Raw genomic sequence first — 25,497 nt, 5'->3', positions numbered from 1 at the left:
CCCTAAAACAGGAAAGAATCAATTTTTTACCATGATAAGTACTGATAGAAATCATGGGCTTAACAGTCATACCGTTGTGTTAGTGGCTTGGTCCCCCCACGGAGCCCGGCCATGGTAAGAAAGAGCATGGTAGCGATGTTGCTTAGTTATTTTTATCATAACTATTTTGTGTAACATTGCTTTACAAAACGTAAGAAAGCGACAACCTTTATAGTGCAGCCTCATGGCAGTAGGGATGCGATAACTTCACGGAATAGGCCACACTTCAGGAGCAGGACCATGAGCCAAGGGAACGCGAAGATCCTTCTGGTTACAGACTGTAACCCCCAGTCGCAACTTTTCATGGATTACATTTCAGAGCAACTGGGGCTACAGATCTCGGCGGTCGGGCCTCATGATGTCAGTGATGACATCGAGTGCGAAAACAAGCTGGTATTGCTTGATGCCGACCATGTCGACGAAAACAGCATGCAGCAATGGCATCACCATACGGTGGAGTGCCAGGAGGTGATCCTGGCTGCCTTCAACCTGCGCGATGAAGACCATGCAGCCGAAATCCTCGCCGCCTTGCATCTGCATGGCGTGTTCTACCGCCGCGACAGCCTCAAGCTGATCTGCAAGGGCATCGATGCCCTGCTGAAAGGCGATCTCTGGATGTCGCGGTCGCTGATGACCCGCTTGATCCAGTTCTACCGTCGCCAGCAGCTCAATGCCTATCGCCCGGTCTGCAGCCTGACCCACCGCGAACAGGAGATCATCAGCTTGCTCGGCTCGGGTGCCTCGAACACGGAAATCGCCGACAAGCTGTTCGTCAGCGAGCATACGGTCAAGTCACACCTTTACAACACGTTCCGAAAGATCAAGGTTCACAACCGCATCCAGGCCATGAACTGGGCACGCCAGAACCTGGGGCCGTTGCCACCCATCCACTCCCACTCGCGGCATAGGAAGAGCGACAACTGATCGTCAGCGAATCACCAGCCTGAAGCCGGCCGCGACCCTCACGGCCGATTCAGGCGCAGGTGCTCCTGGATCATGCCTACCAGCGTCAAGTTGGCGTTCTCTGCCGTAGTGTCCAGATGGACGAGGTGCAGCCGTTCCTCTTCGGTGAATGCTTCGAAACGTGCCAATTGCTTCTCGAGCACGGCCAGCCCAGCCTCGGAAGGGTCGCCGCCACGTCGGGCACGCTTCTCTATCCTTGCCTTGAGGGTCGCCTCGTCGGCCTCGAAACTCACCATCAATACCGGTAAGCCGCGCCCGACCGCCTGCTGGCGAAGCAGGTCGCGCTGCTCCCGCTTCAGGCAGGTCGCATCGATGCATACCGGCAGGCCCGACTCGAGCAGCACGCCAGTGAGTTTTGCCAGGCACGTATAGGTCTGCCGGGTGGCCTCGGGCGTATAGATATCCACACCCTGTTCGGCCGTACGGGCCTGTGGATCGAAACCGAACAGGCGCTTGCGCTCCACGTCGGAACGTAGGCGCACCCCGCCCAGGCGCCGCACCATCTCGCCGGTGAATCGGCTCTTGCCGCTGCCGGACACACCGACACCGATCACCAGATAAGGAAAGGTGAACTCCGTGTAGCGCTCGGCCAGTTCGATATAGCGGCGATAACTGGCCATCACAGCGGGCCGGTCAGCAGGATGCAGTTCCGGCTGGTGATAGCGCAGGATGGCGACCTTGGCCCGTATCAGTGCGCGATACAGCTTGTAGAACGGCAAAAGCCGCACCAGCGTGTAATCGCCAGAGAGTTCCAGATAGCGGTTCAGGACATGGTGAGCGAAGGCTTCCTCACCCCGCGCATCAAGGTCCATCAGCAAAAAGGCCAGGTCGGCGCCGACATCGTTCCAGCGCAGCTCATCGTTGAACTCGATGCCGTCGAACATCATTGCCCGCCCTTCATGGCGCACGGCATTGCCCAGATGGACGTCGCCATGGGTCTCGCGGACATGACCCTCGTGGCGGCGACGCGCGAACTCGCTGTCGAAGCGCTCGAGCGCCTCGGTCACCCACGTCTGCAGCGACTCCAGCCGGCGGCGATCGGCATCGCCCTCGAGACGCGGCGCGATCAGGGCGAACTCACGCTCCATGATGCGCTGCATGGCCTCGCGCGAGCCCCAGTCGTCTCCGCCGTCAGGCAGGCATTGCGCATCCTCGTGGAAGACCACCAATTGATCGACCAGGTCGTCGAGCAACTCCAGTGACAGGTCGCCGCTGGCCTGCAGGTTGCTGAACAGCAGGCGATTACTGAACTGGCGCATCTTCACCGCGTATTCGAAGGGCGCCGAGGCATCGTTGATTCGCGGCGCCTCGTGAGTGCCCGAGATGGGCACGACTTCCAGATACAGTGACGGTGCCAGCCGCCGGTTGAGTTGGACTTCCTGGTCGCACAGACGGCGGCGCTTGTCGAGCGTGGAAAAGTCCAGGAAGCTGCCGAAGTCCAGCGGCTTCTTGAGCTTGTAGGCATACTCGCCGGTCAGCACGACCCACGAGATGTGCGTTTCGATGATCTCGATAGTCTCGACGGGATGGTCGTAACAACCCGCGTCGCTCAGCGCCTGGATCAATGCCTGAGTCAATGCTCTCTCTCCCTGCAGTGACGGCCTGACTCCGTCAGGCCTTGGCCAAGTCGGCGAACACCTGTTCAGCCGCATCCAGCGTCGCGGCGATGTCCGCGTCGGTGTGCGCACTGGACATGAAGCCGGCCTCGTAGGCGGACGGCGCCAGGTAGATGCCGTGGTCAAGCATGCCGCTGAAGAAGCGCCGGAACATGGCTGCATCGCAGGCCGTGGCCTGGGCGAAGTTTTCCACCCGCGACTGGCCAGTGAAGAACACCCCGAACATACCGCCGGCCTGTTGCGTGATCATTTCCACGCCGGCCGCCCTGGCACGCTCCGTCAGGCCATTGCACAGCGTCTCGACACGCTCGGCGAGGGCAGCATGGAAGCCGGACTCGCGGATCTTGTTGAGCAGCGTGATACCGGCGGCCATGGCCAGCGGATTGCCCGACAGCGTGCCGGCCTGGTAGACCGGTCCCAGCGGCGAGATCTTTTCCATGATCTCACGCTTGCCGCCGAACGCGCCGACCGGCATGCCGCCTCCCACGATCTTGCCCAGGCAGGTCAGGTCCGGGGTGATCGCATAATGGGCCTGTGCGCCGCCCAGCGCCACGCGAAAGCCAGTCATCACCTCGTCGAAGATCAGCACGCTGCCGTACTGGTCACAGACCGTGCGCAGCGTTTCCAGAAAGTCCGCCACGGGCGGAATGCAGTTCATGTTGCCGGCCACCGGCTCGACGATGATGCAGGCCACCTCGTCACCGATCTCGGCGAAGCTTTCGCGTACGGCATCGCTGTCGTTGTAGGGCAGCGTGATGGTGTGTTCGGCCAGCGATGCGGGAACCCCGGGCGAACTGGGCTCGCCGTGAGTCAGCGCACCGGAGCCGGCCTTGACCAGCAGTGAATCGGAATGGCCATGGTAATTGCCCTCGAACTTGACGATCTTGTCGCGCCCCGTGTAACCACGTGCCAGGCGGATCGCCGACATGGTCGCCTCGGTGCCGGAATTGACCATGCGCACCATGTCCATCGACGGCATAATGTCGCAGATCAGGTCGGCCATGGTGGTCTCGATGGCCGTCGGCGTGCCGAAGGACAGACCGGCATCGAGGCGCTCGCGCACTGCCGCCAGTACCTCAGGATCGGCATGCCCGGTGATCATGGGCCCCCACGACCCCACATAGTCGATATAGCGCTTGCCCTCGACGTCGAACAGATACGCCCCTTGGGCACGTTCGATGAAGACCGGCGGCCGCTCCAGTCCCTTGAAGGCACGCACCGGTGAATTCACCCCGCCGGGAATGCGGTGGCAGGCCTGCTCGAAGAGCTGTGCGGAAGTGGTCATTGGACGCCTCTAAATCACCAATTGTGGATAAATCTCTGGACAGGTCGAATAACTTTGCGTTGACGACCTGTGGATAACCTATGAATACGTTGAATTCAGTCGTGCATTGAGTTCACGTACCGGGGTTTCGGGGTCTTCACCACCGAATACGCCGTGTACCGTAGCCAGCAGTTCGGCCCCGGCATTGCGCGCCTGACTGACGTTATCGATATCGATGCCGCCGATCGCCACCCGTGGCAAACCGAAACGGGCGGCCTCGGCCAGCAGATCGAGCGTGGCCGGCGGTGCCTCGGGCTTGGTCTTCGAGGCGAAGAACCGACCAAAGGCCAGATAACTGGCCCCCTCGTCGGCGGCTCGCTCGGCCAGGTCGAGGCGTGCATGGCAAGTGGCCCCGATGATCGCCTCGGGCCCCAGTACCTCGCGGGCCTGGCGCAGCGAGCCATCCTCCTGGCCCAGGTGCAGGCCGACACCGGCGTAGCCGTCATCACGCAGCCGGCGCGCCAAGGCCAGGTCATCGTTGATGATCAACGGCACCGAGTAGTTACGGCATAGCATGGCCAGCGCCAGCGCCTGACGCAAACGATGGCTCAGATCGCCGGACTTGTCACGGTACTGCAACAGGGCCAGTCCCCCGTTCAGGGCCGCCCGGCATGCCTCGATCAGTTGCCTGTCACTGGGCAGCAGTTGGGCATCGGTAATGGCGTAGACCCCTCGAGTCCAGTCGTGTCGCTTGTCGTTCATGATCTCCACCGCCTGGGCAAGGCCTGTCCCGATCCCGGCTGCCAGCCATGCCGCAGGCTTTCCCAAGTGAACTGCTGTGCCTGCTCGCAAGCCGTGACCAGGCGTTCCCCCACGGCCAGGCGGGTCGCCACGGCCGAGGCCAGGGTACAGCCCGACCCGTGGTACTGACCCGGCAGGCGCGGCCAGTGCCATTGCCGGCTGGTCTCGGGAGTATGCAGGGTATGGATGACAGCATCTTCCGGCGCTTCCGGCGGCGGATCGTCGGTACCGGTAACCAGCACCGCCTGGCAGCCCTGCGACAGCAGCGCGATGACCCGGTCGACATCATTGTCGCTGCCCGGGCCAGCCAACCTCGCCAGTTCATGCCGATTGGGCGTCAGGATATCCACAAGCGGTAGCAACCGATGGCGAAAGCCGTCGATCAATTCACTTGTGGACAAGTTCTTGCCACCGCCGGCGCGCAGCACCGGGTCGACCACTAGCGGAATGCCGGGGCAGGCCCGCACCACGTCCTCGATGGCATCCAGGCTCGCCTCGTCCGCGATCAGGCCGACCTTGATTGCCGCGACGTCGAACTCGTCGAGCAGTGCCCAGGCCATGCCGCGAATGCCATCGGGGGCGCAGGGCGTTACGCTGAGCACGTCATGGGTGCACTGTACTGTCAGGCTGGTCGGTACCGTGATCGGCCAGCCACCGCAAGCCTGCACGGTCTCGGCATCGGCGACCAGGCCCGCGCCACCGGTCGGGTCATGTCCCGCCAGGACCAGCACCACGGGCAGATTGGCATCGCGCATCAATAGGGCTTAACCATGGCCAGGATGACGATCAGAATCAGCGCGATGACGGGGGCCTCGTTGAACCAGCGGAAGAAGGTGTGCGACTTGGCGCAGGTACCCGCGGCCAGGCGTTTCATGTAGGCCAGGCACATGTGATGGTAGCCCACCAGCAGCAGGACCAGCAGCAGCTTGGTGTGCAGCCAGCCCTGGCTCAGGAACCCCGGTGCCATGAACAGCAGCCAGGCGCCAAGTGCAATGACGGCAATCATCGACGGCGTCATGATGCCGCGAAACAGCTTGCGCTCCATGACGGTGAAGTAGTCCATCGCCTGGGTATCGCCCTTGTCACGGGCCAGAGCGTGATAGACGAACAGTCGCGGCAGATAGAACAGGGCGGCGAACCAGGTCACCATGGCCATCAGGTGAAACGCTTTTACCCACAGGTACATTGCGGCTCCTTATGCGTTGGCTGTCTCGGTTCTCGCGGATCAGCGCTTGTATCGGTAATAACTCTCGATGGCATCGCGGGTGATGATACCGGAAATCTTCTGGATCATCGGTGCCGTCGTGTGCTGTACGTACAGGGCATCCACACCGTATTCGTTGAGACGCTCGAACGCCTCGTTGAGGGTAGCCTGCAAGTGGATCGGCGCCAGCTCCAGACGCTGACCGGGAATCTCCAGCAGATCGAAGGCTTCCTCATCGGCCCACTGCTCATCGAGCAGGGCACGTGCCAGGTCGGCGGCCTTCAGCGCAATTGGCGTCTTCTCTTCGCTGGAGCGGGTGATCACCAGCCAGGTCGGCTTGTCGTCGAGCAGTGTACGCGCCTGTTCCCGACTGATCCTGCGCTGGGTACGCGCCAGGCTGCGCTCCATCACCGCCGGAACCGCGACACGCGACAAAGCCTGCCTCAACGGCTGCTGCAACAGGTGCAGGCCATGCTGGGTTGCCGTCACGAAGAAGCCCTGACAATGGCAGACCTGACGCGAGGTCAGGCCGGCCACCACCACGGCCAGCATACCCGGAAGAATGATGTTGGGGTTGTGGGTAAGTTCGAGCAGCGCCATCAGCGCAGCCAGTGGCGCCTGCAGCACGGCCCCCATCATTGCAGCCATGCCAAGCATGGCATAGAGACCGGCATCGGAAGCGACCTGGGGCCATAACCAGCCTCCTGCCATGCCGCACAATGCACCGGCAGCGGCGCCGATCACCAGGACCGGACCGACGATGCCCACCGGCACGCCACAGGCAAAGGTGAAAGCAGTCAACAACAGCTTGGCTACGATCAGGGCAACGAGCACGTCCAACGACAGCTCGCCGGTCAGCGAGGCCGCCAGGCTGTCGTAACCGATACCCTGGACCTCGGGATACCACCATGCCACCACGGCCACGGACAGGCCCACTGCCCCCAGGCGCACGGCAAACGGCCAGCGCGCCATCCAGGCATCGCTCTGGGCAATCCGGATGAATACCCCGGCAAGCAGACCGATCAGTAGTGCCGTCATTACGATCCAGGGCAGATTGAACAACGACCCCAGGCTGACGCTGGGCACCTGGAAGGCCGGTTCGCTGCCGTAGACGAGTTGGGCGACCACCGCCCCCATGCTCGAGGCCAGGATCACCGGCATGAAGCCGGCAATGGTGTACTCCATCAGCACCACTTCCATGGCGAAGATGACGCCGGCAATGGGCGTGTTGAACGAGGCCGAGATGCCTGCGGCAGTACCGCAGCCAACCAGCACGCGCAAACTGTTGTGCGGCAGGCGGAGTTTCTCGCCCAGTCCGCTGGACGCGGCGGCCCCCAGATGGATGGCCGGCCCCTCACGCCCGGCGGACAGCCCGCCGACGACCGAGATCACCCCCACCCACCACTGGTTGATCCAGTTGCGCACCGGAAAGCGCCCCTGATGGTAGCTGAGCCGCTCGATGACATGGGCGATGCCCAGCTTTCGGGCCTTGGGCGGCTGGCGCCCGAGCCACAGCCCGATCAGCGCGACGGCCACCAGCGGCAAGGCCGACCTCACCAGCGGCGGCAACGCCTCGAAGGATTCGGAATCGCCGTTGGGCATCCATGCCCAGCCGCCCAGATCGAGCATGAAGCGGAACACCACCATGACCCCACCGGTCAACAATCCCGACGCCACCCCAAGTACGCAAAGCTGCGGCAGGGCATCGACGCTGGCCAGTTGGCGCCGGAAACGCTCGAGACTGAGATCGGGCAAGGTGAGACGAGACAAGACACGTTCCTTACGGTCATTGCAAAAGGTGGCAGCGCCGCGTCATCGTTCCCGGCGCGCTAACCTTTTCCTTGTGTATCATATTTGTAGATCAGCGTCTCAATCCGTCTTGCGGTGTTCCCGGCGATTCGCTTGGTAAAAGTTGACCCTTTTGCTAGGTTTTGCGGATAATATCGCGTTCTGTTCTCGTCGACTCTCGGAGGCCCCCATCCCATGAGCGGTGCCGAATCCTTCGCCCCCACTCCCTTGCTGCTCACCGATGCGGCCGTTCGCCGTCTGCGCGCCTTGGCCGTCGAAGAAGGCAATCCCGAACTCAAGCTGCGCGTGTTCGTGACCGGCGGCGGCTGTTCGGGATTCCAGTATGGGTTCGATTTTGCCGAAGAGGCTGCTGCCGACGATACCGTGATCGACATCGATGACGTCGGCATGGTCGTCGACCCGTTGTCCTACCAGTATCTGGTCGGCTCTACCGTCGATTTCGAGGAGGGCCTTGCCGGTGCCCGCTTCGTGATCAAGAATCCCAATGCCACCTCGACCTGCGGCTGTGGCTCTTCGTTCATGGTCTGAGTGAGAATGTCACCGGTGACCGGGCCGGCGTCATTCTTTAGGTGACTTGACGGTTTTCCCCGAACTCGCCAATGTAAAAGGCGTGTTCCATGAATATAATTTCTAACTGGGGAACTCCATGAAAAAGACTGTTCTGAAACGCCTGTCATTGACCGCTGCCATGGCCGTTGGCCTCGGTGTCGCCTCTTCCGCTTCCGCTCAGGAAACCGTCAGCGCCGTTACCGATCCCAGCTTTGTCCCCTTCGAGATGATGGACAAGGAAACCGGCGAAATGGTCGGCTTCGACATGGACATCCTGCGCGAAATTGCCGATCGCGCCGGCTTCGAACTCGACCTGCGCACCATGGATTTCAATGGCATTATCCCCGCCGTACAGACCGGCAATGCCGATCTGGCCATTGCCGGCATCACCATCACCGACGAACGTGAAAAGATCGTCGACTTCAGCGACCCCTACTACGATTCCGGCCTGCGCATCCTGGTGCCTGCCAACAACGACAGTGTCGACGAGATCAGCGACCTGAAAGGCATGAGCATCGGCACCAAGATCGGCTCCACCAGCTACGACTTCCTTCAGGAAAACCTCGGCGATTCAGCAGACATCAAGCCCTATCCGGGCAGTGCCGACATGTACATGGCGCTGATGGGCGGCAGTGTCGATGCGGTCTTCTACGATGCGCCCAACGTCGGCTACTTCGCCCAGACTCAGGGCCAGGGTCGCGCCAAGGTGGTCGGCCCGCTCTATGAGGGTCAGCAATACGGCATCGCCTTCACGTCCGGCAGCAAGTGGCTCAAGCCCGCCAACGAGGCGCTGGCGGCCATGAAGGAAGACGGCACCTACGACGAAATCTACAAGAAGTGGTTCGGCGAGGCGCCCAGCAAGGACGGCGCGTCCCAGTAACCGCACATTGCCGTGATGAACGGGGCCGGGTGGCCAAGCGCCCGGCCCCGTTGCGTTTCCACCCTCAAGAAAAAGGGCCCCGCTCGTCGGGCCCGTACGGAGAACCGACGTGGACGTCACTTTCCAGTTCGATTGGCAGGCGGCCATCGACTCCATTCCCTACCTGCTGGAAGGGATACCCTGGACCCTGTTGATCTCTTTCGGTGGCCTGGCCATCGGTTTTGTCATCGGCATCGTCTTCGGCCTGCTGCGCATCAGTCCGATCACTTTCCTGCGCTGGCCGGCAATCGCCTACATCGAAGTCTTCCGGGGTACGCCGGTCCTGGTGCAGGTCCTGTTCATCTTCTATGGCTTGCCGCAGATCCTCGGCGGACCGATCAACGCCCTGACCGCCGGCATCGCCGCCATTGCCCTCAACTCGGGTGCGTATATCTCGGAAATCGTGCGCGGCGGCGTGCAATCCATCGAGAAGGGCCAGCGCGAGGCCGGCCTGTCACTGGGCCTGTCACGCACCCAGGCGTTTCGCTACATCATCTGGCCACAGGCCTTTCGTCGCATGATTCCCGCCCTCGGCAACCAGGGCATCGTCAGCATCAAGGACACATCGCTGTTCTCGGTGATCGGGGTCGGCGAGCTGGTACGTCAGGGACAGATCTACATCGCCACGACGTTTACCGCCCTCGAGGTCTATTTCATGGTCGCCATGATGTACCTGGTCATCACGCTGAGCCTGTCCTTCGCCCTGCGTCAGATAGAGCGCCGCGGCCTGGCCGGACAGTGAGGAGAAGCGCATGAACGAAACAACCAACACCGCATCACGCCAGACCGGCGAACGCGAGCCTATCGTCCGCATGGACAAGGTCAACAAGCATTTCGGCAAGCTGCACGTCATGCAGGACATCGACCTCGAGGTCGCTCCCGGTGAAGTGGTGGTGATCATCGGCGCCAGTGGCTCCGGCAAGTCGACCCTGATCCGCTGCGTCAACGGTCTCGAGGAATTCCAGGGCGGACGCATCGTGGTCGATGGCAACGAACTGCTGCCCAACGGCAAGAGTGGCAAGTCGCTGCAGACCATCCGCACCGAAGTCGGCATGGTCTTCCAGCAGTTCAATCTGTTCCCGCACCTGTCGGTACTCGACAACGTTACTCTCGCCCCCATGAAAGTGCGTAACTGGCCGCGCGACAAGGCGCTGGAAACGGCGCGCAAGCTGCTGGCCCGGGTCGGCATCGAGGATCAGGCCGACAAGTATCCCGGCCAGCTCTCCGGCGGGCAGCAGCAACGCGTGGCTCTGGCGCGCGCCCTGGCCATGGGGCCGCGCCTGATGCTGTTCGACGAGCCGACCTCGGCACTCGACCCGGAGATGATCGGAGAGGTGCTGGATGCCATGCGTGAACTCGCCAACGAGGGCATGACCATGATGATCGTCACCCATGAAATGGGGTTCGCCCGCGAAGTTGCCGACCGGGTGATCTTCGTGCACGGCGGACGCATCGTCGAGCAGGGGCCACCCGAAGAAGTGTTCGACCATCCCCGTCACGAGCGGACCCAGTCATTCCTGTCGCGTGTGCTCAAGCACTGAGCGCACCGCGCCTCTCCCCCATCCTCCTTCCAGCGCCCGCTCATCGAGTGGGCGTTTCTCATGGTGATGTTGCGCTTCATTTCCCCTGATATTCTGCACACAAGGTCTTTTTTGCCTGTGGATATTTTTCATTCTCAAGGCTTCGATTATGCCCGGCAGCCCCCGTCATGGCTGGCATGCCTGAGTTTTTCCAACATTGTTGACCAGCCTGCTGATAGTTGAGGTATGGGCAGGTGGATAAGCAGGGCATGAATCGTGCTGTGGATAATCTCCAATATCATCCACAGCCTGACCGCGGGATTTCCGCAGCCCCCCTACTGCTTTTCCCCCTATCGATTAACAATGCAATTTAATGAAAGAAAAGTTGTTTTTTAGGTTATCCACAAAAAATGTCCACACCAATAGTCATAACCACAACAGAACTTCTTTTCTTTAACTCTATTTTTTAAATGAAGATGGAAAGGTGATAGGTGGAAAAGCGCGTGTGGAAAACCCCTGACGGTTACCCACAGGGACGTTATACTGGGCGGCTATTTACCCTCACCTGCCAAACCGGCGCGCCGACAGGCGCAAGTCGAGGTGCACCTTGGATTATCCCAACCGCTTTGACGTTATCGTCATCGGCGGTGGCCATGCGGGAACAGAAGCCGCACTGGCCGCTGCCCGCATGGGCTGTCAGACCCTATTGCTGACACACAACATCGAGACGCTGGGCCAGATGTCCTGCAACCCGGCCATCGGCGGGATCGGCAAGAGCCATCTGGTCAAGGAGATCGATGCCCTCGGTGGGGCCATGGCCCTGGCTACCGATCTCGGCGGCATCCAGTTCCGCGTACTCAACGCCCGCAAGGGGCCGGCAGTACGGGCCACGCGCGCCCAGGCCGATCGCGTGCGCTACAAGGCGGCCATCCGCGGCATGCTGGAAAACCAGCCCAACCTGACCCTGTTCCAACAGGGTGTGGATGACTTGATCGTCGAGAATGACACCGTGCGCGGGGCCGTTACCCAGACCGGAATTCGCTTTCATGCCGAAACAGTGGTGTTATGCACAGGCACGTTCCTGGGTGGCGTCATCCACATCGGGATGGACAACCATGCCGGTGGGCGTGCCGGTGATCCGCCGGCCAATGCCCTGGCCCAGCGGCTGCGTGCGTTGCCGTTTCATGTCTCACGCCTAAAGACCGGCACCCCACCACGCATTGATGCCAAGAGCGTCGACTTCTCGGTGCTCGAGGAGCAGCCTGGCGACACACCGACGCCGGTGATGTCGTATCTCGGCTCGCGCGAGATGCATCCGCCCCAGGCCAGTTGTCATATAGCGCATACCAACGAGCGCACCCACGAGATCATCTTCGCCAATCTGGATCGCTCGCCGATGTATTCGGGGGTGATCGAAGGCATCGGGCCGCGCTATTGCCCGTCGATCGAGGACAAGGTCCATCGCTTTGCCGACAAGACCAGCCATCAGGTATTCATCGAACCCGAAGGCCTGGACACTCACGAGCTCTACCCCAACGGGATTTCGACCTCGCTGCCGTTCGATGTGCAACTTCAGGTGGTACGCTCGATCAAGGGACTGGAAAACGCGCATATCACGCGGCCGGGTTATGCCATCGAGTATGACTTCTTCGATCCGCGTGACCTGCGGCATTCGCTGGAAACCAAGTTTATCCACAACCTGTTTTTTGCCGGCCAGATCAATGGCACCACCGGCTACGAGGAGGCAGGTGCCCAGGGCCTGCTGGCCGGGCTCAATGCTGCACGCCGTGCCCTCGGCCAGGAAAGCTGGTCGCCGCGGCGTGACGAGGCCTATCTGGGCGTGCTGGTCGATGACCTGATCACCATGGGAACCCAGGAGCCGTATCGCATGTTCACCTCGCGGGCCGAGTATCGGCTGTTGCTTCGCGAGGACAATGCCGATCTTCGCCTGACCGAGACCGGACGCCGGCTTGGCCTGGTCGACGATGCGCGCTGGGCCACCTTCGAGACCAAGCGCGAGGCCATCGAGCGTGAGACGGCCCGTCTTCAGTCGTCATGGGTCCAGCCCCGTTCCGCCGAGGCCGATCGGCTGAACGCCAAGCTGCCCAAGCCGCTTAACCGGGAGTACAACCTGTTCGAACTGCTCAAGCGCCCCGAACTTACCTACAGCGATATCGCCTCGTTCAAGGACGATGCGGTAAGCGACGAGGCCGTGGCCGAACAGGTCCAGATCCAGGCCAAGTACCAGGGTTACATCGACCGCCAGCAGGACGAGATCGACAAGCTCAAGCGCCACGAGGCAACGCCACTGCCGGCGGATATCGACTACGACCGGGTCGAGGGGCTGTCCAACGAGATCCGTCAGAAGCTCACTGCGGCGCGTCCGGAGACGCTGGCCCAGGCAGGACGTATCTCCGGGGTAACACCGGCGGCCGTGTCGATCCTGCTTATCCACCTCAAGAAGCGCCGTCTGATCGACGACCAGCGGGCGGTGAATGCATGACGCCGGCGTGCGAACAGCGTCTCGACCAGGGGCTGGACCGGCTGGGGATCGCCATCGACACTCAGGTACGCGAACGCCTGCTGGCGCTACTGGCGCTGTTGCACAAGTGGAACCGCGCCTATAACCTCACCGCGGTACGCTCGGCCGAGGAGATGGTGACCCGTCACCTCCTCGACAGTGCGTCGGTGATGCCGCTGGTTCGCGGCCCGCGGCTGCTGGACGTGGGCTCGGGACCCGGTCTGCCTGGCCTGGTCCTGGCAATCCTCGATCCGCAACTGACCGTGACGCTGCTCGACAGCAACGGCAAGAAGGTCCGCTTCCAGCGCCAGGCGGTGCTCGAACTGGGCCTGGATAACGTCACTCCGGTGCAGGCACGGGTCGAGGCGTATCGTGTGGAGACGCCGTTCGAGCAGATCATTTCACGAGCCTTTGCCAGCCTGTCCGACTTCGTCGAGCTGACCGAGCCGCTACTGGCAGTCGATGGCGAATGGCTGGCCATGAAGGGCCGCGCCGCCGAGCAGGAAAGCCAGGCGCTGCCGGCCAGCATCGCGCTGATCGAACGGCGCGAGCTGCACGTGCCCGGCGACGAGGCCAGCCGCCAGTTGCTGCGCCTGCGGCGTGCCGAGAACATATTGACGGGGAGTCGGGAAGGGAGTCGTTCGTGACCAAGATCATTGCCTTGACCAACCAGAAGGGCGGCGTTGGCAAGACCACCACGGCGGTCAATCTGGCCGCGTCGCTGGCCGCACTCGATCGCCGCGTGCTGCTGGTCGACCTGGATCCCCAGGGGCATGCCACCATGGGCAGCGGGGCCGACAAGCATGAACTCGACGGCAGCGCGCTCGATGTCCTGCTCGGCGACAAGCGCGCCGCCGAAGTGATCCTCGACTGTCCCGAGGCCGGCTATGCGTTGCTGCCGGGCAATGCCGACCTCACCGCGGCGGAAGTCGACCTGCTTGACCGTGACGGTCGCGAACGTTGCCTCAACGACGCCTTGGCCGAGGTCGCGCATGAGTACGACGTGGTGTTGATCGACTGTCCGCCGTCGCTCAACATGCTGACCCTCAATGGCCTGACTGCGGCGCATGGCGTGCTGATCCCGCTGCAGTGCGAGTTCTATGCCCTCGAAGGCCTGTCGGCACTGCTCGACACCGTCGAGCAGATCCAGGCCAGCGTGAACCCGACCCTGCAGGTCTTCGGCATTGTCAGAACCATGTACGACAACCGCAACAGCCTGACGCGCGACGTCAGCAAGCAACTGCTCGACTATTTCGGTGATACCCTGCTCAAGACCACCATTCCGCGCAACGTGCGTGTGGCCGAGGCGCCCAGCCATGGCCTGCCGGTCACCAAGTACGCCCGCTTCTCGCGGGGCAGCCAGGCTCACCGGGTGCTGGCCAAGGAATTGATCCGTCGCTTGTCGTTATGATTCGGGAAACGCCTCGTAGGAACGCTCATGACTCGTAAACGTGCCCTGGGACGTGGTCTGGACGCCCTGATCGGCGCCGGTGCCCGTCGCCGAGAACTGCTGGATACCGATGGCCAGCTCGACAGTGTTCCGCTCGATGTCGGCGAAAGCGTCGCAGAGGAGCCCCGGGAGCGTCTGGTACGGCTGCCGCTGGGACAACTGTCCCGAGGCAAGTATCAGCCGCGCCGCGAGATTCAGCCCGAGGCGCTCGAGGAGCTGACCGACTCGATTCGCGCCCAGGGCGTCATGCAGCCCATCGTGGTGCGCCCGATCGGCGAGGACCGCTACGAGATCATTGCCGGCGAACGCCGCTGGCGTGCCGCTCAGCTCGCCGAACTCGACGACATTCCGGCCGTGGTCCGCGACGTCAGCGACCAGACTGCACTGGCATTGGCGCTGATCGAGAACATCCAGCGCGAGAACCTCAACCCGGTCGAGGAAGCCCTGGCCCTGAAGCGCCTGCTCGACGAGTTCGAGTTGACCCAGCAGCAGGTCGCCGATGCGGTGGGCAAATCGCGCGCCCAGGTTGCCAACCTGCTGCGCCTGCTGGCGCTCGATCCCGAGGTGCAGACCCTGCTCGAGCGTGGCGATCTCGACATGGGGCACGCCCGTGCCCTGCTCGTCCTGCCTGCGGCAAAACAGCGCAAGGCCGCGCATGAAGTCGTGGCCAAGGATCTCACCGTGCGCCAGACCGAGGCCCTGGTGAAGCAGCTTCAGCAAGGCAAGCCCGACGAGAAACCGGCAGCCAAGCCTTCAGCCGACGTAGCCCGGCTGGAAACCCAACTAGGCGAGCTGCTGGGCGCACCGGTGCGTATCCAGCACGGACGCAACGGCAATGGCCGGGTCACCATTCGCTATGGCAGCCTGGACGAGCTCGACGGGATCTTGGCGCATATTCGCTGAGCGAATCAGGGTCTCTTTTTTATTAGCAGGTTAAGCATTTTTCTGCGTAGATCGTTACCCATTGGTTGTAAGGTCGCAAGAGTTCGCGCAATTTCGGCGCAGTTCGGTTGAAGGCGACAAAGGGCTTCCCTATAATCCGCCGAGGCTTGGCTCTGGGAGCTTTTTGGACGAAACAACAATCGGCGGTCGGCACCGCAAGAGATAGAACATCATGCACAACCCGGTACCGGCCCAGCTCAAGCGTCCACAATTCAAGCGTCTACTGGTTGCCCAAGGCATCACTGTCACGCTCATGGTGATCCTGGGGGCGGCCCTCTCGGGAGGGTCGGCAGCGATCTCGGCGCTGACAGGCGGTCTGGTCTGCCTGCTTCCCAATGCCTATTTTGCCTGGCGTGCCTTTCGCTATCAGGGAGCGCGTTTTGCCAGGGACATCGTCAAGAGCTTTTACCGTGCCGAGGCCGGCAAGTTCGGTTTGACGGCGGCATTGTTCACGCTGGTGTTCATTACAGTGCCTCCTTCAAACCCCGCTTTCTTCTTTGGCGCTTATGTGGCGACACTGTTTACCCAGTGGCTGGGACCCTGGCTGCTGCGTAGACCGTCGCACACCTGATATCGAGGCAGTGCAATGGCAGGCAACAATCCGACGACGACGGAGTACATCCAGCACCACCTGCAGAACCTGACCTTCGGTCTGCATCCGGAGCACGGCTGGTCGATCGCCCACTCGGCGGACGAAGCGGCCGAAATGGGCTTCTGGGCCATTCACCTGGATACCATGGGTTGGTCCATCGGCCTGGGTGTGCTGTTCCTGTGGGTCTTCCGCAAGGCAGCCAAGGCGGCGACTACCGGTGTGCCCACCGGTTTGCAGAACTTCGTCGAGATGATGGTCGAGTTCGTCGATAACTCGGTCAAGGAAACCTTCCACGGCAGGAGCAAGCTGATTGCACCGCTGTCGCTGACGATCTTCTGCTGGATCTTCCTGATGAACCTCATGGACCTGGTCCCGGTCGACGTGCTGCCCATGCTGGCGCAGAAGATCGCTGCCATGTTCGGCGCCGACCCGGCGCATGTCTACTTCAAGGTCGTGCCGACCACCGACGTCAACGCCACACTCGGCATGTCGTTGTCGGTCTTCGCCCTGATCATCTTCTATGCGATTCGCTCCAAGGGCTTCTCGGGCTTCATCGCCGAACTGACGCTGCATCCGTTCAGTACGCCCAACAAGTTCGCCCAGGCGCTGCTGATCCCGGTCAACTTCCTGCTCGAGACCGTGACGCTGCTGGCACGCCCCATCTCGCTGGCACTTCGTCTCTTCGGCAACCTGTACGCCGGCGAACTGATCTTCATCCTGATCGCCCTGCTCGGCCTGTGGCAGCTGCCCCTGCACTTCCCGTGGGCAGTGTTCCACATCCTGATCATCGTGCTGCAGGCGTTCATCTTCATGATGCTGACGATCGTCTACCTGAGCATGGCGACCGAAGAGCAGCATTGAGAGCAATCCCCGTTAACCCTAACCCGCTAAACCACTTAAACAGAAACTGGAGTAAACCATGGAAGCACAAGTTCTGGGCATGACCGCCATCGCCGTATCCCTGCTGATCGGTCTGGGTGCACTGGGCACCGCCATCGGCTTCGGTATCCTCGGCGGCAAGTTCCTGGAAGGCGCTGCACGTCAGCCCGAGATGATCCCGCAGTTGCAGGTCAAGATGTTCATCGTCGCTGGTCTGCTCGACGCCGTGACCATGATCGGTGTGGGTATCGCGCTGTTCTTCACCTTCGCCAACCCGTTTGTCGGTTAACTCGCGGTCGGTCGACTCGACCTACCGTGATTTTGACCCCAAACCTGTGAAGCGAGAGGTGCTGGCGTGAATCTGAACCTTACCCTGATCGGCCAGGCCATTGCCTTCGCGGTCTTCGTCTGGTTCTGCATGAGGTATGTATGGCCACCGGTCATGCAATCCCTGCAGGAGCGCCAGAAGAAGATTGCCGATGGTCTGGACGCTGCCAGCCGTGCTAACCGCGATCTCGAACTGGCCCAGGAGCAGGCCAACGAGACACTGCGTGAAAGCAAGGAGCAGGCAGCGCAAATCCTTGAGCAGGCCCACAAGCGGTCGAACCAGATGATCGAGGAGGCGCGCGATAACGCCCGCCTGGAAGGCGAGCGCATGATTGCCAACGCCCGAGCCGAGATCGATCAGGAGATCAACCGCGCGAAGGAAGAGCTGCGTGCGCAGGTCGCACGACTCGCCATCGAGGGTGCGGAGCGGATCCTGGAATCCTCCATCGACGAGGCCAAACACCGCGAGCTCGTCGACAAGCTCGCTACCGAGCTCTGAGGAGGTGACCCATGGCTGAAACGTCTACCGTTGCCCGACCTTACGCCAAGGCGGCGTTCGAGTTCGCGCACGCCCAGGGGGCGCTAGAGGCCTGGTCCGACATGCTGGCACTGGCGGCGAACGTCGCCGCCGATGCCGATATGCGAGCCCGCGTGATGGACAACCCCCGGTTGTCCGGCGTCGAGAAGGCCGATGTGATCATCGAGGTCTGCGGCGATGCGATGGGCAAGGAGGGGCAGAACCTCCTCCGGACCCTCGGCCAACAGAACCGCCTGGCGGCGCTGCCGGCGATTGCCGAGCAGTTCGACCTGCTCAAGGCACAGCAGGAGAAGCGCATGGACGTGACTATCGTCTCCGCGTTTCCGCTGGACGCCAAGCAGGAAGACAAGCTCGCGAGTGCCCTGGCCAAGCGCCTGAACCGCGAAATCTCCATTACCACTCAGGTGGACAGCGCCCTGCTGGGCGGCGTCATCCTGCGTGCCGGCGACACCGTGATCGACGGTTCGGTACGCGGTCGACTGGCCCGTCTGCGCGACGCGCTTTCCGTCTGAGTCTGAGGGACATGGCATGCAGCAACTGAATCCTTCCGAGATCAGCGACATCATCAAGCAGCGTATCGAAAAGCTGGATGTCGCGACCGAAGCCCGTAACCAGGGCACCATCGTCAGCGTATCCGACGGCATCGTGCAGATTCACGGCCTGGCGGATGCGATGTTCGGTGAAATGATCGAGTTCCCGGGCAACATCTTCGGGATGGTGCTCAACCTCGAGCGTGACAGCGTCGGTGCCGTGGTGCTCGGCGACTATCAGGCGCTCGAGGAAGGCATGACCGCCCAGTGCACCGGGCGTATCCTCGAGGTGCCGGTGGGTCCCGAGCTGGTCGGCCGCGTGGTCGATGCGCTGGGCAACCCCATTGACGGCAAGGGCGAGATCAACGCCAAGCTGACTGATGCCGTCGAGAAGGTCGCACCGGGCGTCATCACCCGTCAGTCCGTCGACCAGCCGATCCAGACCGGTCTCAAGTCCATCGATGCTATGGTGCCGATCGGCCGTGGTCAGCGCGAGCTGATCATCGGCGACCGTCAGATCGGTAAGTCGGCGATTGCCATCGACACCATCATCAACCAGAAGGGCAAGGGCGTCACCTGTATCTACGTGGCGGTCGGTCAAAAGCAGTCGACCATTGCCAGTGTGGTGCGCAAGCTCGAGGAACATGGCGCGATGGAACATACCATCGTCGTCGCTGCCGGCGCTGCCGATCCGGCCGCCATGCAGTTCCTGGCGCCTTACGCCGGTTGTACCATGGGTGAATACTTCCGCGATCGTGGCGAAGATTCCCTGATCGTCTATGACGACCTGACCAAGCAGGCCTGGGCCTACCGCCAGATCTCCCTGCTGCTGCGTCGTCCGCCGGGCCGTGAAGCCTACCCGGGTGACGTCTTCTATCTGCACTCGCGCCTGCTCGAGCGTGCCTCGCGCGTCAATGCCGACTACGTCGAGAAGTTCACCAACGGCGAAGTTACCGGCAAGACCGGCTCGTTGACCGCGCTGCCGATGATCGAGACCCAGGGCGGCGACGTGTCCGCGTTCGTTCCCACCAACGTAATCTCGATCACCGACGGCCAGATCTTCCTCGAGACCGGCCTGTTCAACTCGGGTATCCGTCCGGCCATCAACGCCGGTCTGTCGGTCTCCCGTGTAGGTGGCTCGGCGCAGACCAAGATCATCAAGAAGCTCGGTGGCGGCGTGCGTCTGGCCCTGGCCCAGTATCGCGAGCTGGCGGCGTTCTCGCAGTTCGCCTCCGATCTGGACGAAGCGACCCGCAAGCAGCTCGAGCACGGTCAGCGTGTCACCGAATTGATGAAGCAGAAGCAGTACTCGCCGATGTCCGTGGCCGAAATGGCGCTGTCGCTGTTTGCCGCCAACGAAGGCTTCCTGGATGACGTCGACGTCAGCAAGGTACTGGATTTCGAGGCCGCACTGCACGACTACATGAAAGCCGAACATGGCGAGTTGCTCGACAAGATCAACCAGTCCGGTGACTACAACGATGAGATCAAGAACGGTCTCAAGTCGGGCGTCGAGCAATTCAAGGCCACTCAGACCTGGTAATCCCGCTGGCCCGGCGATGCCGGGCCAACGATTTCCCTGAGGGCCACGAATAAGGTAGATCGCTATGGCAGCTGCAAAAGAGATTCGCACCCAGATCGGGAGCATCAAGAATACGCAGAAGATCACCAGCGCCATGGAAATGGTCGCTGCATCGAAAATGCGTAAGGCACAGGACCGTATGGCGGCCAGCCAGCCCTATGCCAAGCAGATCCGCAATGTTGTGGGCCATATCGCCAAGGCGAACCCGGAATACCGTCACGACTACATGATCGATCGCGAGGTCAAGCGCGTCGGTTATATCGTCGTCTCGAGCGACCGCGGCCTGGCCGGCGGCCTGAACGTCAACCTGTTCAAGGCCGTGGTCAAGGACGTCAAGCAGTGGCGGGACAAGGGCGTCGAGGTCAACTTCGTTGCTATCGGCAGCAAGGCTGGCGGCTTCTTCCGCAAGTACGGCGGCAACCTGATGGCCGCCAAGAGCGGTCTGGGCGAAGCCCCGGAAGCCAAGGACCTGATCGGTAGCGTCAAGGTGATGCTGGATGCCTTCGATGCCGGGGAACTGGATCGGCTCTTCGTGGTGTACAACGAATTCGTCAACACCATGACCCAGCGGCCGACCATTCGCCAGCTGGTGCCGCTGGTCCCCCAGCAGGCCGACGACCATGATGAACAAGCCCGTCCCACAAGCTGGGACTACCTGTATGAGCCGGACGCCAAGGCCCTGCTCGACAAGCTTCTCAAGCGCTATGTCGAGTCGCAGGTCTACCAGGCGGTGGTGGAGAATGCAGCCTGCGAGCAGGCGGCGCGCATGATCGCGATGAAGAACGCGACCGATAACGCCGGCAACCTGATCGACGAATTGCAACTGGTGTACAACAAGGCCCGTCAGGCCAGTATCACCCAGGAAATCTCCGAGATCGTCAGTGGTGCCGCCGCGGTATAAGCGCCGGTGAGGCTAAGCAGGTTTCATTTGCAGGTTAAGAGGAACCAAGATGAGCGGACGTATCGTACAAATCATCGGCGCGGTGATTGACGTAGAGTTTCCGCGGGACGACGTGCCCAAGGTCTACGAAGCGCTGAAGGTCACGGATTCCGGGACCATTCTCGAAGTCCAGCAGCAGCTGGGCGACGGCGTGGTGCGAGCCATCGCCATGGGCTCCACCGAAGGCCTCAAGCGTGGCTTCGAGGTCGAAAACAGCGGTGCTCCGATTTCCGTGCCGGTCGGCAAGGAAACCCTGGGTCGCATCATGAACGTCCTCGGTGAGCCGATCGACGAGGCCGGCGAGATTGGCGAACAGGAACGCATGCCGATCCACCGCAAGGCACCTACCTATGCGGAGCAGGCAGCCTCCAACGAGCTGCTGGAAACCGGCATCAAGGTCATCGATCTGGTCTGCCCGTTCGCCAAGGGCGGCAAGGTCGGCCTGTTCGGTGGTGCCGGGGTCGGCAAGACCGTCAACATGATGGAGCTGATCCGTAACATCGCCACCGAGCACAGCGGCTACTCCGTCTTCGCTGGTGTCGGCGAGCGTACCCGTGAGGGTAACGACTTCTACTACGAGATGCAGGAGTCCAACGTTCTCGACAAGGTGTCGCTGGTCTATGGCCAGATGAACGAGCCGCCCGGCAACCGCCTGCGTGTGGCACTGACCGGCCTGACCATTGCCGAGAAGTTCCGTGACGAAGGTCGTGACGTTCTGCTGTTCGTCGACAACATCTACCGTTATACCCTGGCGGGGACCGAGGTCTCGGCACTGCTGGGTCGTATGCCGTCGGCGGTAGGCTACCAGCCGACACTGGCCGAGGAGATGGGTGTCCTGCAGGAGCGCATCACGTCGACCAAGACCGGCTCGATCACTTCCGTCCAGGCCGTCTACGTGCCCGCGGACGACCTGACCGACCCGTCGCCGGCGACCACCTTCGCCCACCTGGACGCCACCGTGGTACTGGCACGCTCGATCGCCGAGCTGGGTATCTATCCGGCCATCGATCCGCTGGATTCCACCTCACGCCAGCTCGACCCGCTGGTCGTTGGCGAGGAACACTACAACACCGCTCGCGGTGTCCAGAACGTGCTCCAGCGCTACAAGGATCTCAAGGATATCATCGCCATTCTGGGGATGGACGAGCTCTCCGACGAGGACAAGCAGGCCGTCAACCGGGCGCGTAAGATCCAGCGCTTCCTGTCGCAGCCGTTCTTCGTCGCCGAGGTCTTCACCGGGTCGCCCGGCAAGTACGTGTCGCTCAAGGACACCATTCGTGGCTTCCAGGGCATCCTGAACGGCGAATACGACGAGTTGCCGGAACAGGCCTTCTACATGGTTGGCACCATCGACGAAGCCGTCGAGAAAGCCAACAACATGAAGTGAGGCCGCTCACGTTAGAGGACTAAGGTATGGCGAACAGCTTCCAATGCGAGATCGTCAGCGCCGAGCAGTCGATCTTTTCCGGTGAGGTCAACCAGCTCGTCGCCGCCGGTGTGGTCGGCGATCTGGGGATCCTGCCCGGACACGCGCCGCTGTTGACCGAGCTGCAACCGGGTCCGCTGCGAGTCATGCGTGAGGGTGCCGAAGAGGAAATCTTCTACGTGACTGGAGGATTTCTCGAGGTCCAGCCTCATGTGGTCTCGGTGCTGGCCGACACGGCCATCCGTGCGCACGATCTCGACGAGGTCGCCGCCGAGGAGGCACGCAAGGAGGCCCTGCAGCAACTCAATGAGCAGAAGTCGGACCTGGATTACTCCCGGGCGACGGCGGAGCTCGCCGAGGCGGTGGCCCAGCTACGCACGCTGGACCAGCTACGGCAGAAAGGCGGACGGCGCTAAGCGCTAGTTCCGGCTTCCCGCGGCAAGAACGGATGCCCCGTGGATTTCCGATCCACGGGGCATTTATTTTGTAGCCACGCTGCGACATTGGTATGGCGCAGCGGCGGGCTTTAGAATGGCCCGTGATCGTCGAACTGGAAAAGGGAAGGGCATGACGCTCGACGTAGTGATTCTCGCCGCGGGGCAGGGTACCCGCATGCGCTCGGCCACGCCGAAGGTCCTGCACCCCGTGGCCGGCAAGCCGATGGTGCGCCACGTGATCGACACGGCGCAGGCGCTGGACGCCGACCGGCTGCATGTGGTGATCGGCCACGGCGCCGACCGGGTGCGCGAACGCCTCGCCGATTGCCCGTTGCACTTCGTGGTGCAGGCCGAGCAGAACGGCACCGGCCATGCCGTGGCCCAGGCGCTGGACGGCCTCGGCGACGGCAAGGTGCTGGTGCTGTACGGCGACGTGCCGCTGATCCGGCGCGACACCCTCGCCGCGCTGCTCGACGAGGTCGATGAACGGCGCATGGCGCTGCTCACCGTGACCCTGGCCGAGCCGACGGGCTACGGACGCATCAAGCGCAACGCCCGGGGCGAGGCGGTGGCCATCATCGAGCACAAGGATGCCTCCGACGCCGAGCGCGCCATCACCGAGTGCAACACCGGAATCATGGCCATGACCGCCGACCAGCTGCGCCGCTGGCTGCCCCGGCTGTCGGCCGACAACGCCCAGGGCGAATACTACCTGACCGACGTCATCGCCATGGCCGCCGCGGAAGGCACGGCGATCGCCACCGCCCAGCCCGCCTCGCCCACCGAGGTCGAGGGCGTCAACAACCGCGTGCAACTGGCGCGCCTGGAGCGGGCCCATCAGTGGGCCGAGGCCGAGCGGCTGATGACCGACGGCGTGACGCTGGCCGATCCGGCGCGCCTCGACGTGCGCGGCCGCCTGCGCTGCGGCCGGGATGTCGAGATCGATGTCGGTTGCGTCTTCGAGGGCGAGGTCGAGCTGGGCGACGGGGTGCGTGTCGGCCCCTACAGCGTGATTCGTGACAGCCGCGTCGGGTCGGGCTGCGTCATCGAGGCGCACAGCCTGCTCGACGGCGCCACGCTCGACGGCGACTGCCGGGTCGGCCCCTTCGCGCGCCTGCGCCCCGGCACGCAGCTTTCGCGCCACGCCAGGGTCGGCAACTTCGTCGAGACCAAGAATGCCCGGATCGGCGAGGGCAGCAAGATCAATCACCTCAGTTACGTCGGCGATGCCCGGCTGGGTCGTGACGTCAACGTCGGCGCCGGGACCATCACCTGCAACTACGACGGTGCCCACAAGCATCATACCGAGATCGGCGACGGGGCGTTCATCGGCTCCAATACGGCGCTGGTCGCTCCGGTCCGGGTCGGCGATGGCGCCACCATCGGCGCCGGTTCCACGATCAGCCGCAACGTCGATGACGGGGCGCTGGCCGTGGCCCGGGGCCGGCAGATCACCAAGGCGGACTGGCCGCGCCCGCGGAAACAGCCCAAATCGGAATCCAAGGAGTAGAGACGATGTGTGGAATCGTGGGGGCAGTGGCCGAGCGTAATGTCCAGGACATTCTGCTCGAGGGCCTCAGGCGCCTCGAGTACCGCGGCTATGACTCGGCCGGCATGGCCGTGTTGTCGCGGGATGCGCGTCTCAATCGGCAGCGTGCGGTAGGCAAGGTCGCCGCACTCGAGGAACGCCTGCACGAGGCGCCGCTGATTGGTACCGTGGGCATTGCTCACACACGCTGGGCGACCCATGGCCGGCCCAACGAGCAGAATGCCCATCCGCACCAGTCCGGCGAGAGCCTGGCGGTGGTGCACAACGGCATCATCGAGAATTACGAGCCCCTCAAGGTGGAGCTGGAAGGCCAAGGTTACGCCTTTACCTCCGAGACCGACACCGAGGTCGTCGCCCACCTGCTGGCACGCGAGTTCAATCGCAGCCAGGACCTGCTGACGGCGGTGCAGAGCGCCGTGGCCATGCTCGATGGCGCCTACGCGCTGGCGGTCGTGCACAAGAACCAGCCCGACGTGGTCGTCGGAGCCCGCAAGGGCAGCCCGCTGGTCGTCGGGGTGGGCATCGAGGAGGCTTTCCTGGCCTCGGACCCGCTGGCCCTGCTGCAGGTCACCGACCGCTTCATCTACCTGCAGGAAGGCGATGTGGTGCGTCTCGCCCGGGGCGGTGACATCGCTGTCCACGACACGGCGGGCAATGTCCAGTCTCGTCCGGTGCAGACCTTCGAGCACGGCGACGGCGCGGCCACCAAGGACGGCTACCGCCACTTCATGCTCAAGGAAATCCACGAGCAGCCGCAGGTCATCGCCGCCACGCTGGAGGGCCGCCTGACCGAGCGCCACGCGCTGGTGCGCAGCTTCGGCCGCGAGGCCGAGGCGCTGTTCGCCCAGGCGCGCCAGATCCATATCGTCGCCTGTGGCACCAGCTACCATGCCGGCCTGGTGGCGCGCTACTGGCTGGAGAAGTATGCCGGGCTGCCCACCCAGGTCGAGGTGGCCTCCGAGTACCGTTACCGCCAGGTGGTGGTGCCCGAGGGCACTCTGTTCGTGACCCTGTCGCAGTCCGGCGAGACCGCCGACACCCTGGCGGCGCTGCGCTTTGCCCGGGAGCGGGGCTACGTGGGCAGCCTGGCGATCTGCAAC

The 25,497-nt window shown here is 62.6% G+C and carries 26 protein-coding genes; 20 read left to right on the top strand and 6 right to left on the bottom strand.

Annotation, left to right across the window (positions count from 1 at the left end; genetic code table 11):
- Nucleotides 1-279: 279 nt before the first annotated feature.
- On the top strand, nucleotides 280-963 hold the full coding sequence (locus BM194_RS08120) for a LuxR C-terminal-related transcriptional regulator (RefSeq protein WP_092845571.1): 684 nt from the start codon (nucleotides 280-282) through the stop codon (nucleotides 961-963).
- A 38-nt stretch (nucleotides 964-1,001) separates the two neighbouring features.
- Here BM194_RS08120 and BM194_RS08115 read toward each other — a convergent pair whose 3' ends face one another.
- The 6 genes from BM194_RS08115 to BM194_RS08090 form a co-directional block, all read right to left on the bottom strand.
- Nucleotides 1,002-2,579, bottom strand: coding sequence for a bifunctional aminoglycoside phosphotransferase/ATP-binding protein (locus BM194_RS08115; RefSeq protein ID WP_092845569.1), 1,578 nt, complete (start codon nucleotides 2,577-2,579; stop codon nucleotides 1,002-1,004).
- Nucleotides 2,580-2,613: 34 nt separating this feature from the next.
- Nucleotides 2,614-3,903, bottom strand: a complete 1,290-nt coding sequence (hemL, locus tag BM194_RS08110; protein ID WP_092845567.1) for a glutamate-1-semialdehyde 2,1-aminomutase — start codon at nucleotides 3,901-3,903, stop codon at nucleotides 2,614-2,616.
- Nucleotides 3,904-3,981: 78 nt separating this feature from the next.
- On the bottom strand, nucleotides 3,982-4,644 hold the full coding sequence (gene thiE / locus BM194_RS08105; protein WP_092845564.1) for a thiamine phosphate synthase: 663 nt from the start codon (nucleotides 4,642-4,644) through the stop codon (nucleotides 3,982-3,984).
- On the bottom strand, nucleotides 4,641-5,438 hold the full coding sequence (gene thiD, locus BM194_RS08100) for a bifunctional hydroxymethylpyrimidine kinase/phosphomethylpyrimidine kinase (protein ID WP_092845562.1): 798 nt from the start codon (nucleotides 5,436-5,438) through the stop codon (nucleotides 4,641-4,643). The genes thiE and thiD overlap by 4 nt, the downstream gene beginning before the upstream one ends.
- Complete coding sequence (gene hemJ / locus BM194_RS08095; protein ID WP_092845560.1) at nucleotides 5,438-5,869, bottom strand: protoporphyrinogen oxidase HemJ; 432 nt, start codon at nucleotides 5,867-5,869, stop codon at nucleotides 5,438-5,440. The genes thiD and hemJ overlap by 1 nt, the downstream gene beginning before the upstream one ends.
- Nucleotides 5,870-5,908: 39 nt before the next feature.
- Nucleotides 5,909-7,657 (bottom strand): chloride channel protein, encoded by a 1,749-nt coding sequence (locus tag BM194_RS08090; protein WP_092845558.1) that lies wholly within the window; start codon nucleotides 7,655-7,657, stop codon nucleotides 5,909-5,911.
- Nucleotides 7,658-7,870: 213 nt separating this feature from the next.
- Here BM194_RS08090 and erpA point away from each other — a divergent pair, with 213 nt between their 5' ends.
- From erpA to glmS, 19 genes are all read left to right on the top strand, one after another.
- Complete coding sequence (gene erpA / locus BM194_RS08085; protein ID WP_092845556.1) at nucleotides 7,871-8,224, top strand: iron-sulfur cluster insertion protein ErpA; 354 nt, start codon at nucleotides 7,871-7,873, stop codon at nucleotides 8,222-8,224.
- Nucleotides 8,225-8,342: 118 nt separating this feature from the next.
- Entirely contained in the window at nucleotides 8,343-9,125 is a 783-nt protein-coding gene (locus BM194_RS08080; protein WP_092845554.1) for a transporter substrate-binding domain-containing protein, read from the top strand.
- A 109-nt stretch (nucleotides 9,126-9,234) separates the two neighbouring features.
- Entirely contained in the window at nucleotides 9,235-9,906 is a 672-nt protein-coding gene (locus tag BM194_RS08075) for an amino acid ABC transporter permease (protein ID WP_092845552.1), read from the top strand.
- A gap of 10 nt (nucleotides 9,907-9,916) precedes the next feature.
- Nucleotides 9,917-10,705 (top strand): amino acid ABC transporter ATP-binding protein, encoded by a 789-nt coding sequence (locus BM194_RS08070; protein ID WP_092845550.1) that lies wholly within the window; start codon nucleotides 9,917-9,919, stop codon nucleotides 10,703-10,705.
- A 586-nt stretch (nucleotides 10,706-11,291) separates the two neighbouring features.
- A complete protein-coding gene (gene mnmG, locus BM194_RS08065; RefSeq protein WP_092845548.1) occupies nucleotides 11,292-13,187 on the top strand; it encodes a tRNA uridine-5-carboxymethylaminomethyl(34) synthesis enzyme MnmG in 1,896 nt (631 codons plus the stop codon).
- Complete coding sequence (gene rsmG, locus BM194_RS08060; RefSeq protein ID WP_092845546.1) at nucleotides 13,184-13,852, top strand: 16S rRNA (guanine(527)-N(7))-methyltransferase RsmG; 669 nt, start codon at nucleotides 13,184-13,186, stop codon at nucleotides 13,850-13,852. Before mnmG ends, rsmG begins: the two co-directional genes overlap by 4 nt.
- On the top strand, nucleotides 13,849-14,616 hold the full coding sequence (locus tag BM194_RS08055) for a ParA family protein (RefSeq protein WP_092845544.1): 768 nt from the start codon (nucleotides 13,849-13,851) through the stop codon (nucleotides 14,614-14,616). The genes rsmG and BM194_RS08055 overlap by 4 nt, the downstream gene beginning before the upstream one ends.
- Nucleotides 14,617-14,643: 27 nt before the next feature.
- Nucleotides 14,644-15,558 (top strand): ParB/RepB/Spo0J family partition protein, encoded by a 915-nt coding sequence (locus BM194_RS08050; protein WP_092845542.1) that lies wholly within the window; start codon nucleotides 14,644-14,646, stop codon nucleotides 15,556-15,558.
- Nucleotides 15,559-15,769: 211 nt separating this feature from the next.
- Nucleotides 15,770-16,168 carry a F0F1 ATP synthase subunit I gene (locus BM194_RS08045; protein ID WP_092845540.1) on the top strand — a complete coding sequence of 133 codons (399 nt, stop codon included), beginning with the start codon at nucleotides 15,770-15,772 and terminating at the stop codon, nucleotides 16,166-16,168.
- A gap of 15 nt (nucleotides 16,169-16,183) precedes the next feature.
- Nucleotides 16,184-17,050 carry a F0F1 ATP synthase subunit A gene (atpB, locus tag BM194_RS08040; protein ID WP_092845538.1) on the top strand — a complete coding sequence of 289 codons (867 nt, stop codon included), beginning with the start codon at nucleotides 16,184-16,186 and terminating at the stop codon, nucleotides 17,048-17,050.
- Between the two features lie 58 nt (nucleotides 17,051-17,108).
- Entirely contained in the window at nucleotides 17,109-17,357 is a 249-nt protein-coding gene (gene atpE, locus BM194_RS08035; RefSeq protein WP_011508579.1) for a F0F1 ATP synthase subunit C, read from the top strand.
- Nucleotides 17,358-17,423: 66 nt separating this feature from the next.
- The gene (locus BM194_RS08030) at nucleotides 17,424-17,894 is read left to right on the top strand and encodes a F0F1 ATP synthase subunit B (RefSeq protein WP_092845536.1); all 471 of its coding nucleotides are present in this window, start codon (nucleotides 17,424-17,426) and stop codon (nucleotides 17,892-17,894) included.
- A gap of 11 nt (nucleotides 17,895-17,905) precedes the next feature.
- On the top strand, nucleotides 17,906-18,445 hold the full coding sequence (locus BM194_RS08025) for a F0F1 ATP synthase subunit delta (protein ID WP_092845534.1): 540 nt from the start codon (nucleotides 17,906-17,908) through the stop codon (nucleotides 18,443-18,445).
- A gap of 16 nt (nucleotides 18,446-18,461) precedes the next feature.
- The gene (gene atpA, locus BM194_RS08020; protein WP_092845532.1) at nucleotides 18,462-20,006 is read left to right on the top strand and encodes a F0F1 ATP synthase subunit alpha; all 1,545 of its coding nucleotides are present in this window, start codon (nucleotides 18,462-18,464) and stop codon (nucleotides 20,004-20,006) included.
- Nucleotides 20,007-20,070: 64 nt separating this feature from the next.
- The gene (gene atpG / locus BM194_RS08015; RefSeq protein ID WP_092845530.1) at nucleotides 20,071-20,946 is read left to right on the top strand and encodes a F0F1 ATP synthase subunit gamma; all 876 of its coding nucleotides are present in this window, start codon (nucleotides 20,071-20,073) and stop codon (nucleotides 20,944-20,946) included.
- A 49-nt stretch (nucleotides 20,947-20,995) separates the two neighbouring features.
- The gene (atpD, locus tag BM194_RS08010) at nucleotides 20,996-22,372 is read left to right on the top strand and encodes a F0F1 ATP synthase subunit beta (protein WP_092845528.1); all 1,377 of its coding nucleotides are present in this window, start codon (nucleotides 20,996-20,998) and stop codon (nucleotides 22,370-22,372) included.
- 26 nt (nucleotides 22,373-22,398) lie between these two features.
- Nucleotides 22,399-22,827, top strand: a complete 429-nt coding sequence (locus BM194_RS08005; protein WP_092845526.1) for a F0F1 ATP synthase subunit epsilon — start codon at nucleotides 22,399-22,401, stop codon at nucleotides 22,825-22,827.
- Between the two features lie 151 nt (nucleotides 22,828-22,978).
- Nucleotides 22,979-24,358 carry a bifunctional UDP-N-acetylglucosamine diphosphorylase/glucosamine-1-phosphate N-acetyltransferase GlmU gene (gene glmU, locus BM194_RS08000; RefSeq protein ID WP_092845524.1) on the top strand — a complete coding sequence of 460 codons (1,380 nt, stop codon included), beginning with the start codon at nucleotides 22,979-22,981 and terminating at the stop codon, nucleotides 24,356-24,358.
- Between the two features lie 5 nt (nucleotides 24,359-24,363).
- Nucleotides 24,364-25,497, top strand: a 1,134-nt coding sequence (gene glmS / locus BM194_RS07995) for a glutamine--fructose-6-phosphate transaminase (isomerizing) (protein ID WP_092845522.1), incomplete at its 3' end; no start/stop codon positions are given.

The sequence above is a fragment of the Modicisalibacter xianhensis genome, from assembly GCF_900113605.1.
GTDB lineage: Bacteria > Pseudomonadota > Gammaproteobacteria > Pseudomonadales > Halomonadaceae > Modicisalibacter > Modicisalibacter xianhensis.
The sequence above is the reverse complement of the archived record's forward strand: the minus strand, read 5'-3'. Positions and strand labels throughout refer to the sequence as shown.

What these genes read in the sequence shown, in the direction of transcription:
- BM194_RS08120 (WP_092845571.1), top strand. Translation starts at nt 280, where the DNA reads ATGAGCCAAGGGAACGCGAAGATCCTTCTGGTTACAGACTGTAACCCC.
- hemL (WP_092845567.1), bottom strand. Translation starts at nt 3,903, where the DNA reads ATGACCACTTCCGCACAGCTCTTCGAGCAGGCCTGCCACCGCATTCCC.
- thiE (WP_092845564.1), bottom strand. Translation starts at nt 4,644, where the DNA reads ATGAACGACAAGCGACACGACTGGACTCGAGGGGTCTACGCCATTACC.
- thiD (WP_092845562.1), bottom strand. Translation starts at nt 5,438, where the DNA reads ATGCGCGATGCCAATCTGCCCGTGGTGCTGGTCCTGGCGGGACATGAC.
- hemJ (WP_092845560.1), bottom strand. Translation starts at nt 5,869, where the DNA reads ATGTACCTGTGGGTAAAAGCGTTTCACCTGATGGCCATGGTGACCTGG.
- erpA (WP_092845556.1), top strand. Translation starts at nt 7,871, where the DNA reads ATGAGCGGTGCCGAATCCTTCGCCCCCACTCCCTTGCTGCTCACCGAT.
- BM194_RS08080 (WP_092845554.1), top strand. Translation starts at nt 8,343, where the DNA reads ATGAAAAAGACTGTTCTGAAACGCCTGTCATTGACCGCTGCCATGGCC.
- BM194_RS08070 (WP_092845550.1), top strand. Translation starts at nt 9,917, where the DNA reads ATGAACGAAACAACCAACACCGCATCACGCCAGACCGGCGAACGCGAG.
- rsmG (WP_092845546.1), top strand. Translation starts at nt 13,184, where the DNA reads ATGACGCCGGCGTGCGAACAGCGTCTCGACCAGGGGCTGGACCGGCTG.
- BM194_RS08050 (WP_092845542.1), top strand. Translation starts at nt 14,644, where the DNA reads ATGACTCGTAAACGTGCCCTGGGACGTGGTCTGGACGCCCTGATCGGC.
- BM194_RS08045 (WP_092845540.1), top strand. Translation starts at nt 15,770, where the DNA reads ATGCACAACCCGGTACCGGCCCAGCTCAAGCGTCCACAATTCAAGCGT.
- atpB (WP_092845538.1), top strand. Translation starts at nt 16,184, where the DNA reads ATGGCAGGCAACAATCCGACGACGACGGAGTACATCCAGCACCACCTG.
- atpE (WP_011508579.1), top strand. Translation starts at nt 17,109, where the DNA reads ATGGAAGCACAAGTTCTGGGCATGACCGCCATCGCCGTATCCCTGCTG.
- BM194_RS08025 (WP_092845534.1), top strand. Translation starts at nt 17,906, where the DNA reads ATGGCTGAAACGTCTACCGTTGCCCGACCTTACGCCAAGGCGGCGTTC.
- atpA (WP_092845532.1), top strand. Translation starts at nt 18,462, where the DNA reads ATGCAGCAACTGAATCCTTCCGAGATCAGCGACATCATCAAGCAGCGT.
- atpG (WP_092845530.1), top strand. Translation starts at nt 20,071, where the DNA reads ATGGCAGCTGCAAAAGAGATTCGCACCCAGATCGGGAGCATCAAGAAT.
- atpD (WP_092845528.1), top strand. Translation starts at nt 20,996, where the DNA reads ATGAGCGGACGTATCGTACAAATCATCGGCGCGGTGATTGACGTAGAG.
- BM194_RS08005 (WP_092845526.1), top strand. Translation starts at nt 22,399, where the DNA reads ATGGCGAACAGCTTCCAATGCGAGATCGTCAGCGCCGAGCAGTCGATC.
- glmU (WP_092845524.1), top strand. Translation starts at nt 22,979, where the DNA reads ATGACGCTCGACGTAGTGATTCTCGCCGCGGGGCAGGGTACCCGCATG.